The sequence below is a fragment of the Rahnella sikkimica genome, from assembly GCF_002951615.1.
In the GTDB taxonomy this organism is placed as follows: domain Bacteria; phylum Pseudomonadota; class Gammaproteobacteria; order Enterobacterales; family Enterobacteriaceae; genus Rahnella; species Rahnella sikkimica.
The window spans coordinates 3240669-3253929 of record NZ_CP019062.1; the positions used below are offsets into that span (position 1 = coordinate 3240669).

General features: G+C 48.5%; 22 protein-coding genes. 1 reads left to right on the forward strand and 21 read right to left on the reverse strand.

Features of this window, described 5'->3' with window-relative positions:
• Positions 1-6 precede the first annotated feature (6 nt).
• The 17 genes from rplF to rpsJ all read right to left on the reverse strand — a co-directional run bounded on the left by rplF (position 7) and on the right by rpsJ (position 7682).
• Positions 7-540, reverse strand: coding sequence for a 50S ribosomal protein L6 (rplF, locus tag BV494_RS15025; protein ID WP_104923580.1), 534 nt, complete (start codon positions 538-540; stop codon positions 7-9).
• 13 nt (positions 541-553) lie between these two features.
• The gene (gene rpsH, locus BV494_RS15030; RefSeq protein ID WP_104923581.1) at positions 554-946 is read right to left on the reverse strand and encodes a 30S ribosomal protein S8; all 393 of its coding nucleotides are present in this window, start codon (positions 944-946) and stop codon (positions 554-556) included.
• 33 nt (positions 947-979) lie between these two features.
• Positions 980-1285, reverse strand: a complete 306-nt coding sequence (gene rpsN / locus BV494_RS15035; protein ID WP_013573696.1) for a 30S ribosomal protein S14 — start codon at positions 1283-1285, stop codon at positions 980-982.
• Positions 1286-1298: 13 nt separating this feature from the next.
• On the reverse strand, positions 1299-1838 hold the full coding sequence (rplE, locus tag BV494_RS15040) for a 50S ribosomal protein L5 (RefSeq protein ID WP_013573695.1): 540 nt from the start codon (positions 1836-1838) through the stop codon (positions 1299-1301).
• A 14-nt stretch (positions 1839-1852) separates the two neighbouring features.
• Positions 1853-2167 (reverse strand): 50S ribosomal protein L24, encoded by a 315-nt coding sequence (rplX, locus tag BV494_RS15045; protein WP_056778037.1) that lies wholly within the window; start codon positions 2165-2167, stop codon positions 1853-1855.
• 10 nt (positions 2168-2177) lie between these two features.
• Entirely contained in the window at positions 2178-2549 is a 372-nt protein-coding gene (gene rplN, locus BV494_RS15050; protein ID WP_008457164.1) for a 50S ribosomal protein L14, read from the reverse strand.
• A gap of 170 nt (positions 2550-2719) precedes the next feature.
• Entirely contained in the window at positions 2720-2974 is a 255-nt protein-coding gene (rpsQ, locus tag BV494_RS15055; protein ID WP_014333604.1) for a 30S ribosomal protein S17, read from the reverse strand.
• Positions 2974-3165 carry a 50S ribosomal protein L29 gene (rpmC, locus tag BV494_RS15060; protein WP_013573692.1) on the reverse strand — a complete coding sequence of 64 codons (192 nt, stop codon included), beginning with the start codon at positions 3163-3165 and terminating at the stop codon, positions 2974-2976. Before rpmC ends, rpsQ begins: the two co-directional genes overlap by 1 nt.
• Entirely contained in the window at positions 3165-3575 is a 411-nt protein-coding gene (gene rplP / locus BV494_RS15065) for a 50S ribosomal protein L16 (RefSeq protein ID WP_104923582.1), read from the reverse strand. Before rplP ends, rpmC begins: the two co-directional genes overlap by 1 nt.
• Before the next feature lie 12 nt (positions 3576-3587).
• Positions 3588-4286 carry a 30S ribosomal protein S3 gene (gene rpsC / locus BV494_RS15070; protein WP_104923583.1) on the reverse strand — a complete coding sequence of 233 codons (699 nt, stop codon included), beginning with the start codon at positions 4284-4286 and terminating at the stop codon, positions 3588-3590.
• Positions 4287-4303: 17 nt separating this feature from the next.
• Positions 4304-4636 (reverse strand): 50S ribosomal protein L22, encoded by a 333-nt coding sequence (rplV, locus tag BV494_RS15075; protein ID WP_004391423.1) that lies wholly within the window; start codon positions 4634-4636, stop codon positions 4304-4306.
• 14 nt (positions 4637-4650) lie between these two features.
• Entirely contained in the window at positions 4651-4929 is a 279-nt protein-coding gene (rpsS, locus tag BV494_RS15080) for a 30S ribosomal protein S19 (protein ID WP_004929772.1), read from the reverse strand.
• Positions 4930-4943: 14 nt separating this feature from the next.
• The gene (rplB, locus tag BV494_RS15085; RefSeq protein ID WP_104923584.1) at positions 4944-5768 is read right to left on the reverse strand and encodes a 50S ribosomal protein L2; all 825 of its coding nucleotides are present in this window, start codon (positions 5766-5768) and stop codon (positions 4944-4946) included.
• Positions 5769-5787: 19 nt separating this feature from the next.
• A complete protein-coding gene (rplW, locus tag BV494_RS15090; protein WP_056778023.1) occupies positions 5788-6090 on the reverse strand; it encodes a 50S ribosomal protein L23 in 303 nt (100 codons plus the stop codon).
• Entirely contained in the window at positions 6087-6692 is a 606-nt protein-coding gene (gene rplD, locus BV494_RS15095) for a 50S ribosomal protein L4 (RefSeq protein ID WP_009639177.1), read from the reverse strand. Before rplD ends, rplW begins: the two co-directional genes overlap by 4 nt.
• Positions 6693-6708: 16 nt before the next feature.
• Positions 6709-7338 carry a 50S ribosomal protein L3 gene (gene rplC, locus BV494_RS15100; RefSeq protein ID WP_056778020.1) on the reverse strand — a complete coding sequence of 210 codons (630 nt, stop codon included), beginning with the start codon at positions 7336-7338 and terminating at the stop codon, positions 6709-6711.
• Between the two features lie 32 nt (positions 7339-7370).
• Positions 7371-7682, reverse strand: a complete 312-nt coding sequence (gene rpsJ / locus BV494_RS15105) for a 30S ribosomal protein S10 (RefSeq protein ID WP_009639175.1) — start codon at positions 7680-7682, stop codon at positions 7371-7373.
• A 436-nt stretch (positions 7683-8118) separates the two neighbouring features.
• Between rpsJ and BV494_RS15110 the strand changes: the two genes are divergently transcribed.
• Positions 8119-8943 carry a prepilin peptidase gene (locus tag BV494_RS15110; RefSeq protein ID WP_104923585.1) on the forward strand — a complete coding sequence of 275 codons (825 nt, stop codon included), beginning with the start codon at positions 8119-8121 and terminating at the stop codon, positions 8941-8943.
• Between the two features lie 25 nt (positions 8944-8968).
• Here BV494_RS15110 and bfr read toward each other — a convergent pair whose 3' ends face one another.
• From bfr to fusA, 4 genes are all read right to left on the reverse strand, one after another.
• On the reverse strand, positions 8969-9448 hold the full coding sequence (gene bfr / locus BV494_RS15115; RefSeq protein ID WP_104923586.1) for a bacterioferritin: 480 nt from the start codon (positions 9446-9448) through the stop codon (positions 8969-8971).
• Positions 9449-9533: 85 nt separating this feature from the next.
• A complete protein-coding gene (gene bfd / locus BV494_RS15120) occupies positions 9534-9728 on the reverse strand; it encodes a bacterioferritin-associated ferredoxin (RefSeq protein ID WP_104923587.1) in 195 nt (64 codons plus the stop codon).
• Between the two features lie 146 nt (positions 9729-9874).
• Positions 9875-11059 (reverse strand): elongation factor Tu, encoded by a 1185-nt coding sequence (tuf, locus tag BV494_RS15125; RefSeq protein WP_104923588.1) that lies wholly within the window; start codon positions 11057-11059, stop codon positions 9875-9877.
• A gap of 71 nt (positions 11060-11130) precedes the next feature.
• Complete coding sequence (gene fusA / locus BV494_RS15135; protein WP_104923589.1) at positions 11131-13245, reverse strand: elongation factor G; 2115 nt, start codon at positions 13243-13245, stop codon at positions 11131-11133.
• Between the last annotated feature and the right edge of the window lie 16 nt (positions 13246-13261).

Here is a 13261-nt window from a genome sequence, read left to right on the forward strand (position 1 = left end):
GTTACCTTACTTCTTCTTAGCCTCTTTGGTACGCACGACTTCGTCGGCGTAACGGACACCCTTGCCTTTATAAGGCTCAGGACGACGGTAGGCACGTAAATCCGCAGCAACCTGACCAATTACCTGCTTATCAGCGCCTTTCAGCACGATTTCAGTTTGGGTCGGACATTCTGCAGTAATGCCTTCCGGCAGTTGATGATCGACCGGGTGAGAAAAGCCTAAGGCTAAATTCACCACGTTGCCTTTAACAGCAGCACGATAACCAACACCTACCAGTTGAAGCTTTTTAATGAAGCCGTCGGTAACACCTACAACCATAGAGTTTAACAGTGCACGAGTGGTACCCGCTTGGGCCCAACCGTCTACAGCGCCTTCGCGTGGAGCGAAAGTCAGTGTATTTTCTTCCTGTTTAACAACTACAGCGTCATGGATAGTACGTGACAGCTCGCCGTTTTTACCCTTAATCGAAATAACCTGACCGTTGAGTTTAACCTCTACGCCGGCAGGAATGACGACGGGTGCTTTTGCAACACGAGACATTCTTTCCTCCCAATTAAGCTACGTAGCAGATAATCTCGCCACCAAGACCAGCCTGGCGAGCTGCACGATCGGTCATAACACCTTTAGAGGTAGAAATAACAGCAATACCCATACCCGCCATAACTTTAGGCAGCTCATCTTTTTTCTTGTAGATGCGCAGACCTGGACGGCTGATACGTTGAATGCTTTCTACCACCGGGCTGCCCTGGAAGTACTTAAGTACTAATTCCAGTTCAGGTTTGGCGTCGCCTTCGATTTTAAATTCTTCAATATAGCCTTCTTCCTTCAGCACGTTGGCAATAGCCACTTTCAGCTTGGAGGAAGGCATGGTGACCGCAACTTTGTTCGCGGCTTGACCGTTACGGATACGGGTCAGCATATCCGCGATCGGATCTTGCATGCTCATCTGTCTTTACTCCCGTGATTCAATTGGTGACAATTACCAGCTAGCCTTTTTAAGACCCGGAATTTCACCGCGCATAGCGGCTTCACGGACCTTAATACGGCTCAACCCGAACTTCCGCAGGAAAGCATGCGGACGACCAGTTTGACGGCAGCGGTTACGCTGACGAGACGGGCTGGAATCACGCGGCAGAGACTGCAGCTTAAGAACTGCATCCCAACGATCTTCGTCGGATGAGTTCACACCAGAGATAATAGCTTTCAATTCCTCGCGTTTAGCGCGGTATTTATCAGCCAGTTTTACGCGAACGACTTCGCGTGCTTTCATGGATTGCTTAGCCATTAGTAACCCTGCCTTACTTGCGGAACGGGAAGTTAAAGGCTGTCAGCAATGCACGGCCTTCATCATCGGATTTCGCAGTAGTGGTGATAGTAATATCTAAACCACGAACGCGATCGACTTTATCATAATCGATTTCCGGGAAGATGATCTGTTCACGCACGCCCATGCTGTAGTTACCACGACCATCGAAAGACTTAGCAGACAAGCCGCGGAAGTCACGAATACGTGGAACAGCAATAGAGACCAGACGCTCAAAGAACTCCCACATGCGTTCGCCGCGGAGGGTTACTTTACAGCCGATCGGATAGCCCTGACGGATTTTGAAGCCTGCAACTGATTTGCGTGCTTTGGTGATCAGCGGTTTTTGACCGGAGATTGCTGCCAGGTCAGCTGCTGCGTTATCCAGCAGTTTCTTGTCAGCGATCGCTTCACCAACACCCATGTTCAGGGTGATCTTCTCGACCCGAGGGACTTGCATGACAGAATTGTAACCAAACTCAGCCATGAGTTTTTTTACGACATCGTCTTTGTAGTAATCATGCAGTTTCGCCATCGTACTACTCCAAATTACTTGATAGTTACGCTGTTAGATTTGAAGAAACGGACTTTTTTGCCGTCTTCGAATCTAAAGCCTACACGGTCCGCCTTGCCAGTAGCCGTGTTGAAGAGAGCAACGTTAGAAACCGGAATTGCAGCTTCTTTTTCAACGATGCCGCCTGGTTGATTCAGGGCCGGTACAGGCTTCTGATGTTTTTTAACCAGGTTGATACCTTCAACAATGACTTTGCCAGAAGTCAGGACATTTTTTACTTTACCGCGCTTACCTTTATCTTTACCGGTAAGCAGGATAACTTCGTCATCACGACGGATTTTCGCTGCCATGGTTCGCTCCTTAGAGTACTTCTGGTGCCAGAGAGATAATTTTCATGAACTTCTCATTACGCAGTTCACGAGTTACCGGCCCAAAAATACGCGTGCCGATTGGCTGCTCGCTGTTATTGTTTAAAATAACGCATGCATTACCATCGAAGCGAATGACAGAACCGTCCGGGCGACGAACACCCTTCTTGGTGCGCACCACTACCGCCTTCAGCACATCGCCTTTCTTCACCTTACCGCGAGGAATTGCTTCCTTGATGGTAATTTTGATGATGTCGCCGACGCCTGCGTAGCGACGGTGCGAGCCACCTAGAACCTTGATACACATTACGCGACGTGCACCGGAGTTGTCGGCCACGGTCAGCATAGTCTGTTCTTGGATCATGTTAGTGCTCCGCTAATGTCAACTACAACTTTAGGACCCAGGATAGGTCGTTAAGAAATCCCCACAATATGAGGGCGCGGCATTATAACACCGGTTCCCGATTATGGGTAGAAAAAATAAACGGCCCACGTACATGAGCCGTTTATTTATTTTTGAGAAGCGCTACTGTATTACAGAATCGCTTTCTCTACAACTCGAACCAAGGTCCAAGACTTAGTCTTAGACAGTGGACGGCATTCGCTGATTTCTACAACGTCGCCGATACCACATTCATTGTTCTCGTCATGTACGTGCAATTTGGTCGTACGTTTGATGAATTTACCGTAGATCGGGTGTTTCACCACACGTTCAATCGCAACAACGATGGATTTCTCCATTTTGTCACTGATTACGCGACCCTGCAGAGTACGGATCTTATCAGTCATTACGCACCCGCCTTTTCAGTCAGTAAAGTCTTCACACGTGCAACATCACGACGCACTTGTTTCAACAGGTGTGTTTGCTGCAACTGGCCACTTGCCGTTTGCATGCGCAGGTTAAACTGCTCACGCAAAAGGTTAAGAAGCTCAGTGTTCAGCTCTTCCACGCTTTTTTCGCGCAGCTCTTGTGCTTTCATTACATCACCGTCTTAGTTACAAAGGTGGTTTTGATAGGCAGTTTGGCTGCTGCCAGCTGGAAGGCCTCACGAGCTACCTCTTCAGGCACACCGTCCATTTCATACAGGACTTTACCAGGCTGAATCAAAGCAACCCAATACTCTACGTTGCCTTTACCTTTACCCATACGAACTTCAAGCGGTTTCTCGGTGATCGGTTTGTCCGGGAATACTCGGATCCAGATCTTACCTTGACGCTTAACTGCACGGGTCATCGCACGACGTGCTGCTTCAATTTGACGAGCAGTCAGACGACCACGGCCAACAGCTTTCAGACCGTAAGTGCCGAAGCTCACATCCGTACCTTGCGCAAGACCACGGTTACGGCCCTTGTGCACCTTACGGAATTTTGTACGCTTTGGTTGTAACATCAGCGACTCTCCTTACTTGCGGCCTTTACGCTGCTGCTTTTTAGGTTGAGCAGCCGGTTCCGGTTGTTCAACTGCAGCCATACCACCCAGGATCTCACCTTTGAAGATCCATACCTTAACGCCGATTACACCATAAGTGGTGTGCGCTTCAGATGTGTTGTAATCGATATCCGCACGCAGAGTGTGCAACGGAACACGACCTTCACGGTACCATTCGGTACGCGCGATTTCAGCACCGCCAAGACGGCCGCTTACTTCAACTTTGATACCTTTAGCGCCAAGACGCATTGCGTTCTGTACAGCACGCTTCATAGCACGACGGAACATAACGCGACGTTCCAGCTGTGAAGTGATACTGTCAGCAACCAATTTTGCGTCCAGTTCCGGTTTACGGATTTCGGCGATGTTAATCTGCGCAGGAACGCCAGCGATATCCGCTACGACCTTACGCAGTTTTTCGACATCTTCACCTTTCTTGCCGATAACGATGCCAGGGCGAGCAGTGTGAATAGTCACACGGATGCTCTTCGCTGGACGCTCGATAACGATGCGAGAAACGGAAGCTTTCGCCAATTCTTTAGTCAAGAACTGGCGAACTTTAAAGTCGCTGTCCAGGTTGTCAGCGAAATCTTTGGTATTTGCATACCAAGTAGAATTCCAAGGTTTGACAATACCTAGGCGAATACCATTAGGATGTACTTTCTGACCCATTGCTAGTCTCCAGAGTCTCAGCGATCGGACACAACCACAGTAATGTGGCTGGTGCGCTTCAGGATGCGATCTGCACGACCTTTAGCACGCGGCATAATGCGCTTCATGCTTGGGCCTTCGTCTACGAAAATTTTCGTGACTTTGAGATCATCGATGTCAGCGCCATCGTTGTGTTCTGCGTTAGCAATGGCAGACTCCAGCACCTTCTTAACCAGACCAGCAGCTTTCTTGTTGGTGTAGGCCAAAGTTTCCAGAGCTTGCGACACTTTCTTACCGCGGATCAGGTCAGCAACAAGGCGGACCTTCTGAGCAGAAGAACGAGCGTGGCGATGTTTAGCTATAGTTTCCATCTCTTCCTCCTACCTTAGCGCTTTTTAGCTTTTTTATCAGCCGCATGGCCGCGATAAGTACGAGTCGGCGCGAATTCACCCAGTTTGTGACCGACCATTTCATCGGAAACGAACACTGGTACGTGCTGACGACCATTATGGACAGCGATGGTCAAACCGATCATGTTAGGAAAGATCGTTGAACGACGGGACCAAGTGCGCAAAGGCTTCTTGTCACCGCTTTCCACCGCTTTCTCTACCTTCTTCAGCAAGTGCAGGTCAATAAAAGGACCTTTCTTGAGAGAACGTGGCATGGCTTATCCTCTAATTATTTTTTACTACGGCGACGTACAATGAATTTATCAGTACGCTTGTTGCTACGGGTCTTCTTACCTTTGGTTTGAACGCCCCACGGAGTTACCGGGTGCTTACCAAAGTTACGACCTTCACCACCACCGTGTGGGTGATCGACTGGGTTCATCGCAGTACCGCGAACGGTAGGACGAATACCACGCCAACGACTTGCACCTGCTTTACCCAGAACGCGAAGCATATGTTCAGAGTTACCGACTTCACCTAAGGTGGCGCGGCAATCAATCTGAACTTTACGCATTTCGCCAGAGCGCAGACGCAGAGTTACGTAGGAACCGTCACGAGCAACGATCTGAACGTAGGCACCGGCTGAACGAGCCATTTGCCCGCCTTTACCTGGTTTCATTTCTACGTTATGAACCGTTGAACCTACTGGGATGTTGCGCATAGGCAGGGCGTTACCTGTCTTGATTGCAGCATCAACGCCAGATTGGATCTGGTCACCCACTTTCAGGCCTTTCGGCGCCAGGATGTAACGGCGTTCGCCGTCTTTGTACAGAACCAGCGCGATATTCGCGGAACGGTTCGGATCGTACTCCAGACGCTCAACCACTGCAGCGATTCCATCTTTGTTGCGTTTGAAGTCAACAAGACGGTAATGCTGTTTGTGGCCACCACCGATATGACGGGTGGTGATACGGCCATTGTTGTTACGGCCACCGCTTTTGCTCAGTTTTTCAAGCAGCGGGGCAAAAGGTTTACCCTTATGCAGCTCAGGGTTAACCACTTTAACAACGTGGCGACGACCCGGAGATGTAGGTTTACATTTAACAATTGCCATTGTTTCTTACTCCTCCGACTTACTCAGCGCCGCTGATGAAGTCCAGATTCTGGCCTTCTTTCAGGGTGACGTAAGCTTTTTTCCAGTCGCTACGACGACCAACACGCTGACCCTGACGTTTCACTTTGCCTTTAACCAGCAAGGTGTTTACGTCTTCGACTTCGACTTCAAACAGCTTCGAAACCGCAGCTTTGATTTCTGCTTTAGTCGCGTCTTTGGCAACTTTGAGTACGATGGTGTTGTTCTTTTCCATCGCGGTAGAAGCTTTTTCAGAAACGTGCGGCGCTCGCAGCACTTTCAGCAGACGTTCTTCACGAATCATGCCAGCATCTCCTCAACTTGCTTCACAGCGTCAGCAGTCATAACCACTTTGTCGAAGGCGATCAGGCTTACTGGATCGATACCTGCAACATCGCGAACGTCAACCTTATACAGGTTACGTGCCGCCAAGAACAGATTCTCGTCGACTTCGCCAGTTACAATCAGCACGTCTTCCAGAGCCATGTCTTTCAGTTTCTGTGCCAGCAACTTAGTTTTAGGCGCTTCTACAGAGAACGTTTCGACAACGATCAGACGATCTTGACGTACCAATTCGGACAGGATGCTTTTCAGCGCGCCGCGGTACATCTTTTTGTTTACTTTTTGACTGTGGTCCTGTGGCTTTGCAGCGAAGGTTACACCACCGGAACGCCAGATTGGGCTCTTTACAGAACCTGCTCGCGCACGGCCAGTACCTTTCTGACGCCAAGGTTTTTTACCGGAACCAGTTACTTCAGCACGGGTCTTCTGAGCGCGAGTACCTTGACGGGCACCTGCTGCATAAGCAACAACGACCTGGTGTACCAGCGCTTCATTGAAATCACGCCCGAAGGTAGTTTCGGAAACAGTCAGCGCGCTTTGCGCGTCTTTCACTACTAATTCCATTCCTATCTCCTCGACGTTAAGCCTTAACAGCAGGTTTAACGATCAGGTTGCCACCGGTTGCACCCGGAACAGCACCCTTGACCAGTAGTAGGTTGCGCTCAGCATCAACGCGTACTACATCCAGGCTCTGAACGGTTACACGTTCGTTACCCAGTTGGCCTGCCATTTTCTTACCTTTGAACACTTTACCTGGAGTCTGGTTCTGACCGATTGAACCATGACCACGGTGTGCCAAGGAGTTACCATGGGTAGCATCTTGGGTACGGAAGTTCCAGCGCTTAACTGTGCCGGCAAAACCTTTACCTTTAGAAGTACCGGTAACATCGACTTTCTTAACGTCTGCGAAAATTTCAACGCTAATGTTCTGACCTGCAGTAAATTCTTCACCTTCTGCAAGGCGGAATTCCCACAGACCGCGGCCAGCTTCTACGCCAGCTTTAGCGAAGTGACCCGCTTCTGGTTTGGTTACACGGTTAGCTTTTTTGCTACCAGTAGTAACCTGCACAGCACGGTAACCATCGTTGTCCAGGTCTTTGACCTGAGTAACGCGGTTTGCTTCAATTTCGATAACGGTTACTGGGATAGAAACGCCATCTTCTGTGAAGATACGAGTCATGCCCACTTTCTTACCGACTAAACCAATCATTGTTTCAACCTCTCAATCGTCAATGACCCTGATTAACCCAGGCTGATCTGCACGTCTACACCAGCAGCCAGATCCAGACGCATCAGAGCATCAACGGTTTTCTCGGTTGGCTCAACGATGTCAACCAGACGCTTATGAGTACGAATTTCATACTGATCACGCGCATCTTTATTGACGTGCGGAGAAATCAGAATAGTAAAACGCTCTTTGCGGGTCGGCAGCGGGATTGGACCACGAACTTGCGCACCAGTGCGCTTCGCAGTCTCAACGATTTCCGCAGTTGATTGATCGATCAGACGATGATCAAACGCTTTCAGGCGGATACGGATTCTTTGGTTCTGCATGAGACCAGAGCTCCAATTATTTTAAACGTAAATGATTACTCCTCATACCCATTTCGATTGATGGGAGAGTGTAATCGTTCTTCACATAACCCCCATATCGGGAGTATTGTTGACCAGTGAGTTGCCTCATTGGCCAGCTGATTCTGATTGAATCAGGCTTACCAATATTAGGTAAGCCCGCGCATTATACGTAAACCGCCGGAATAAGCAACTACCAATGCTGACGATGTGCTTTTATTTTGCTCGCCACAGTCGTGACTGTGCATCCTCTCGAATCTGTTGTCCCCAGTAATTCATCCCGCCTATACCTTCCATTCAATTCATCATTTTCAAAATGTCATCACACTTAATATTGAATTCTCTCGCTGTGCCCGTATAGGCAATGCAACATCTTTATTCATTAGATTTGGCGATTTGAGCAAAGGAAAGTAAAAACATGGGGGCGACATGGCAAAGCCTGCTCGGAGGGCATGGGATTATTTCATACAGTTTTCAGGTTGGTTCTTTGGTTACGGGTCTGATTTTTGGCCGTTTTTTACATGCGGTCGTCTGGTACTATTGTCCCAAAGTGAGCTCAAAGACAGACTCATACCTCATTGCACAAATCTCAACATCTGCATGCTCTTACCCAAACTGCAAACACGTATTGTGTACCTGGCCAAGTATTCGCTTTTTTAATGGAGTGTTACTCAAGCGACGCTGCGATTGCTGTTATGAGCGAATCTCTTTGCACTACCCGCTGACAGAGGCAACTTGCGGATTGTTGTTCCTCAGCATCTCTTTAGTAGCGCCCTCCCTTGTGGACTTTATCCAAATCTGTGTGTTCGCATGGTTTCTTCTAGCCTTAAGCATGATCGATTACTTCACCCTTTTGTTACCGGATGCACTTACTCAACCGCTAATGTGGTCGGGATTGCTGATAAGCGTGTCTGGCTTTGGGATACCACTGGAATTTGCGGTGCTTGGCTCAATCTTTGGCTATCTGTCTTTGTGGGTACTTTATTGGGTATTTAGAATATTCACAGGCCAGGAAGGTATTGGGTTCGGCGATTTAAAATTGCTCGCAGCCATCGGAGCATGGGTGGGATTGGAAATGCTTCCGCTCGTCTGCACGTTAGCTGCATTTTCGGGGATTGTATTTTGGCTTAGTTGGAAAGTGGCTGGTCGGAGTGGTCAACTTATCCCATTTGGACCAGGGCTTTCATCTGCTGGCTTGTTTATCTACATCAGCCAGAAGAGTCATATGCTCTGGCTGATGTAATCTTTACGGGATCAGCTTTCAGACCTTACTGCGATTCATCTTTTAACTGAGACTGAATATAGTTTTGCAGGCCTATGCGGCCAATGAGTTCAATCTCTGTTTCCAGCCAGTCGATGTGATGTTCCTCATCGGCCAAAATCGTGATCATGATATCTCGGCTGACGTAATCATGAACGGAGTCAGCATATGCAATGGCTGCGCGTAGATCTTTCGCCCCTTCAAGCTCAAGAAGTAAATCTGACTTGAGCATCTCCTCAACATCTTCGCCAATGTTAAGCTTTCCGAGATCTTGCAGGTTTGGGATGCCTTCGAGGAAAAGAATTCGTTCAATGTAAATATCGGCATGTTTCATTTCGTCGATAGACTCATGATACTCGATACCATTCAGGCGCATTAAGCCCCAGTTTTTGAACATACGGGCATGCAGAAAATACTGATTAATCGCAACCAGTTCATTTCCAAGAAGTTTATTGAGGTGTGTAATGACTTTTTTATCGCCTTTCATAGGTAACTCCTCCGTTCCGGTATCTAAAGCGTAGATCCGGTACAGAGTAAGTCAAAAAAAAGGCACACTTTTTACTGAAGTATTTTTACGCGATGTTTTTGAACTCTGGAATTTGCTCTAATTCATCTTCCATTATCTGGCGTGCAGCCCGCACACATTTGCCACATTGACTTCCTACCGGAACAAAATTTCTGAGCTGTTGAAACGTTTGTGGCTGGTAACGCCGGACGGCTTGTCTGATCGTTTTATCACTGACTGAATTGCATAAACACACGTACATATAAACCACACTTCGTCTAAATCTTAGTCTTAATGTAAATAAGAATGGTTATTATTGCAAATGCTGTTTATGCACTTTTCCTCACGAATTTCGAACAATAAAAAAGGGTGCCGAAGCACCCTTTTTTTGCTCTTAATTATCAGCGATTAAGCGATAACTTTAGCAACAACACCAGCGCCTACAGTACGGCCGCCTTCACGGATTGCGAAACGCAAACCTTGGTCCATCGCGATTGGATGGATCAGGGTAACAACCATGTTGATGTTGTCACCAGGCATAACCATCTCAACGCCTTCTGGCAGTTCGATGGTACCGGTCACGTCAGTTGTACGGAAGTAGAACTGTGGACGGTAGCCTTTGAAGAACGGAGTATGACGGCCGCCTTCATCTTTGCTCAGGATATAAACTTCTGAGTCAAAGGTAGTGTGTGGTTTGATTGAGCCTGGTTTAGCCAGAACTTGACCACGTTCGATGTCTTCACGCTTAATACCACGCAGCAGAACACCAACGTTCTCACCAGCACGACCTTCGTCAAGCAGTTTGCGGAACATTTCAACGCCAGTACAAGTAGATTTCACGGTATCTTTGATACCAACGATTTCAACTTCTTCGCCGACTTTAACGATGCCGCGCTCTACACGACCGGTAACAACTGTACCACGGCCGGAGATGGAGAATACGTCTTCGATTGGCAGCAGGAACGGCAGGTCGATAGCACGTTCTGGTTCTGGGATGTAAGAATCCAGGAAACCAGCCAGTTCGATGATTTTAGCTTCCCACTCAGCTTCGCCTTCCAGTGCTTTCAGCGCTGAACCACGAACAACTGGGATATCGTCGCCTGGGAATTCGTACAGAGAAAGAAGTTCACGAACTTCCATTTCTACCAATTCCAGCAGCTCTTCGTCATCAACCATGTCGCATTTGTTCATGAATACGATCATGTATGGAACGCCAACCTGGCGACCCAGCAGGATGTGCTCACGGGTCTGAGGCATAGGGCCGTCAGTTGCAGCAACAACCAGAATTGCACCGTCCATCTGAGCAGCACCGGTGATCATGTTTTTCACATAGTCGGCGTGGCCTGGGCAGTCAACGTGCGCGTAGTGGCGGCTTGGGGTGTCATATTCAACGTGTGAAGTGTTGATGGTGATACCACGAGCTTTTTCTTCTGGTGCGTTATCGATCTGATCGAATGCGCGTGCAGAACCGCCGTAGGTTTTAGCCAGAACGGTAGTAATTGCTGCAGTCAGGGTAGTTTTACCGTGGTCAACGTGGCCGATAGTACCAACGTTAACGTGCGGTTTTGTACGTTCAAATTTTTCTTTAGACACGGCTATATTCCTTACTCTTGTGCTCTCCCTTCAAAGAGAGAGCACGGGATCATTGTGTTTAAACCAGTGGCTTATTTGCCACGAGCTTCAATAACGGCCAGGGCCACGTTATTCGGCGCATCATCATACTTCAGGAATTCCATGGAGTAAGATGCACGGCCTTTGGTCAGTGAACGCAGCTGAGTCGCATAACCGAACATTTCGGAAAGCGGAACTTCAGCGTGAATTTGAACGCCAGTAGCGTTAGATTCCTGACCTTTCAGCTGGCCACGGCGACGACTAAGGTCACCGATAACGTCACCCGTGTTCTCTTCCGGCGTTTCTACTTCAACCTTCATGATCGGCTCAAGCAGAACAGGTTTTGCTTTCTTAAAACCATCTTTAAAGGCAATAGAAGCAGCCAGTTTAAACGCCAACTCGGAGGAGTCAACGTCGTGGTAAGAACCGAAGTGCAGACGCACACCGAGATCTACTACTGGGTAACCCGCCAATGGACCAGACTTCAGCTGTTCCTGGATGCCTTTATCAATCGCAGAGATGAATTCACCAGGAATCACACCACCTTTGATTTCGTTGACAAACTCATACCCTTTCGGATTCGAGCCTGGCTCCAATGGATACATGTCGATCACAACATGACCATACTGACCGCGACCACCAGACTGCTTAGCGTGTTTACCTTCAACATCAGTAACTTTAGCGCGAATCGCTTCACGGTAAGCAACCTGCGGCTTACCGACGTTAGCTTCAACGTTAAACTCACGACGCATACGGTCAACAAGGATGTCCAGGTGAAGCTCACCCATACCTGCGATGATTGTCTGACCAGACTCTTCATCAGTCCAAACGCGGAATGATGGGTCTTCTTTCGCCAGACGTCCCAGAGCCAGACCCATTTTTTCCTGGTCAGCTTTGGTTTTTGGTTCTACTGCAACGGAGATTACCGGCTCAGGGAATTCCATGCGTTCCAGAATGATCACGTTATCCGGATCACACAGGGTGTCACCCGTAGTCACGTCTTTCAGACCGATCGCAGCAGCGATGTCGCCTGCACGAACTTCTTTAATTTCTTCACGCTTGTTAGCGTGCATCTGAACGATACGACCCAGACGTTCACGCTGAGATTTCACTGGGTTAAATACAGTGTCACCTGAGTTGACGAGACCGGAATAAACACGGAAGAACGTCAAGTTACCCACGAATGGGTCAGTAGCGATTTTGAACGCCAGAGCAGAGAACGGCTCTGCATCATCAGAATGGCGAACTGCCGGAGTATCTTTACCGTCATCCAACAAACCGTTGATAGCTTCAACGTCAGTTGGTGCTGGCAGATACTCAACAACCGCATCCAGCATTGCCTGTACGCCTTTGTTTTTAAACGCAGATCCACAGGTAACCAGGATAACTTCGTTACGCAATACGCGTGCACGAAGTGAGCTTTTGATCTCTTCTTCAGTCAGCTCTTCGCCACCAAAGAATTTCTCCATCAGCTCATCAGAGCCTTCAGCAGCGGCCTCAACCAGTTTCTGACGCCATTCTTCAGCCAGTTCTTGCATATCAGCCGGGATCTCTTCGTATTCGAAGGTCACGCCCTGATCGGCTTCGTTCCAGTTGATCGCTTTCATTTTCACCAGGTCAACAACACCGGTGAATTTCTCTTCCGCGCCGATTGCCAGTTGCAGAGGCACCGGAGTTGCGCCCAGACGTTTTTCAATCTGATCAACAACTTTCAGGAAGTTTGCACCCATACGGTCCATTTTGTTAACGAACGCGATACGTGGAACTTTATATTTGTTTGCCTGACGCCATACGGTCTCAGACTGTGGCTGAACACCACCAACAGCACAGTAAACCATTACCGCGCCATCAAGAACACGCATGGAACGTTCAACTTCGATGGTGAAGTCAACGTGCCCTGGGGTGTCGATGATGTTGATGTGGTGTGGTTCGAACTGCTTAGCCATACCTGACCAGAAACAGGTGGTCGCAGCGGACGTGATGGTAATACCACGTTCCTGCTCCTGCTCCATCCAGTCCATGGTGGCTGCGCCATCATGAACTTCACCGATTTTGTGGTTTACACCGGTGTAGAACAGAACACGTTCGGTAGTGGTTGTCTTACCGGCGTCGATGTGAGCACTGATACCAATGTTACGGTAGCGCTCAATGGGTGTTTTACGAGCCATTTGATTCCTCTATTAC

Excerpts from the sequence above, each read along its gene's own strand:
- rplX (WP_056778037.1), bottom strand. The coding sequence starts at position 2,167 with ATGGCAGCGAAAATCCGTCGTGATGACGAAGTTATCCTGCTTACCGGT.
- rplN (WP_008457164.1), bottom strand. The coding sequence starts at position 2,549 with ATGATCCAAGAACAGACTATGCTGACCGTGGCCGACAACTCCGGTGCA.
- rpsH (WP_104923581.1), bottom strand. The coding sequence starts at position 946 with ATGAGCATGCAAGATCCGATCGCGGATATGCTGACCCGTATCCGTAAC.
- BV494_RS15110 (WP_104923585.1), top strand. The coding sequence starts at position 8,119 with ATGGGGGCGACATGGCAAAGCCTGCTCGGAGGGCATGGGATTATTTCA.
- rplD (WP_009639177.1), bottom strand. The coding sequence starts at position 6,692 with ATGGAATTAGTAGTGAAAGACGCGCAAAGCGCGCTGACTGTTTCCGAA.
- rplE (WP_013573695.1), bottom strand. The coding sequence starts at position 1,838 with ATGGCGAAACTGCATGATTACTACAAAGACGATGTCGTAAAAAAACTC.
- rplF (WP_104923580.1), bottom strand. The coding sequence starts at position 540 with ATGTCTCGTGTTGCAAAAGCACCCGTCGTCATTCCTGCCGGCGTAGAG.
- fusA (WP_104923589.1), bottom strand. The coding sequence starts at position 13,245 with ATGGCTCGTAAAACACCCATTGAGCGCTACCGTAACATTGGTATCAGT.
- rpsC (WP_104923583.1), bottom strand. The coding sequence starts at position 4,286 with ATGGGTCAGAAAGTACATCCTAATGGTATTCGCCTAGGTATTGTCAAA.
- rplB (WP_104923584.1), bottom strand. The coding sequence starts at position 5,768 with ATGGCAATTGTTAAATGTAAACCTACATCTCCGGGTCGTCGCCACGTT.
- rplP (WP_104923582.1), bottom strand. The coding sequence starts at position 3,575 with ATGTTACAACCAAAGCGTACAAAATTCCGTAAGGTGCACAAGGGCCGT.
- rpmC (WP_013573692.1), bottom strand. The coding sequence starts at position 3,165 with ATGAAAGCACAAGAGCTGCGCGAAAAAAGCGTGGAAGAGCTGAACACT.
- bfr (WP_104923586.1), bottom strand. The coding sequence starts at position 9,448 with ATGAAAGGCGATAAAAAAGTCATTACACACCTCAATAAACTTCTTGGA.
- rplC (WP_056778020.1), bottom strand. The coding sequence starts at position 7,338 with ATGATTGGTTTAGTCGGTAAGAAAGTGGGCATGACTCGTATCTTCACA.
- rplW (WP_056778023.1), bottom strand. The coding sequence starts at position 6,090 with ATGATTCGTGAAGAACGTCTGCTGAAAGTGCTGCGAGCGCCGCACGTT.
- bfd (WP_104923587.1), bottom strand. The coding sequence starts at position 9,728 with ATGTACGTGTGTTTATGCAATTCAGTCAGTGATAAAACGATCAGACAA.
- rplV (WP_004391423.1), bottom strand. The coding sequence starts at position 4,636 with ATGGAAACTATAGCTAAACATCGCCACGCTCGTTCTTCTGCTCAGAAG.
- rpsN (WP_013573696.1), bottom strand. The coding sequence starts at position 1,285 with ATGGCTAAGCAATCCATGAAAGCACGCGAAGTCGTTCGCGTAAAACTG.
- rpsS (WP_004929772.1), bottom strand. The coding sequence starts at position 4,929 with ATGCCACGTTCTCTCAAGAAAGGTCCTTTTATTGACCTGCACTTGCTG.
- rpsJ (WP_009639175.1), bottom strand. The coding sequence starts at position 7,682 with ATGCAGAACCAAAGAATCCGTATCCGCCTGAAAGCGTTTGATCATCGT.
- rpsQ (WP_014333604.1), bottom strand. The coding sequence starts at position 2,974 with ATGACTGATAAGATCCGTACTCTGCAGGGTCGCGTAATCAGTGACAAA.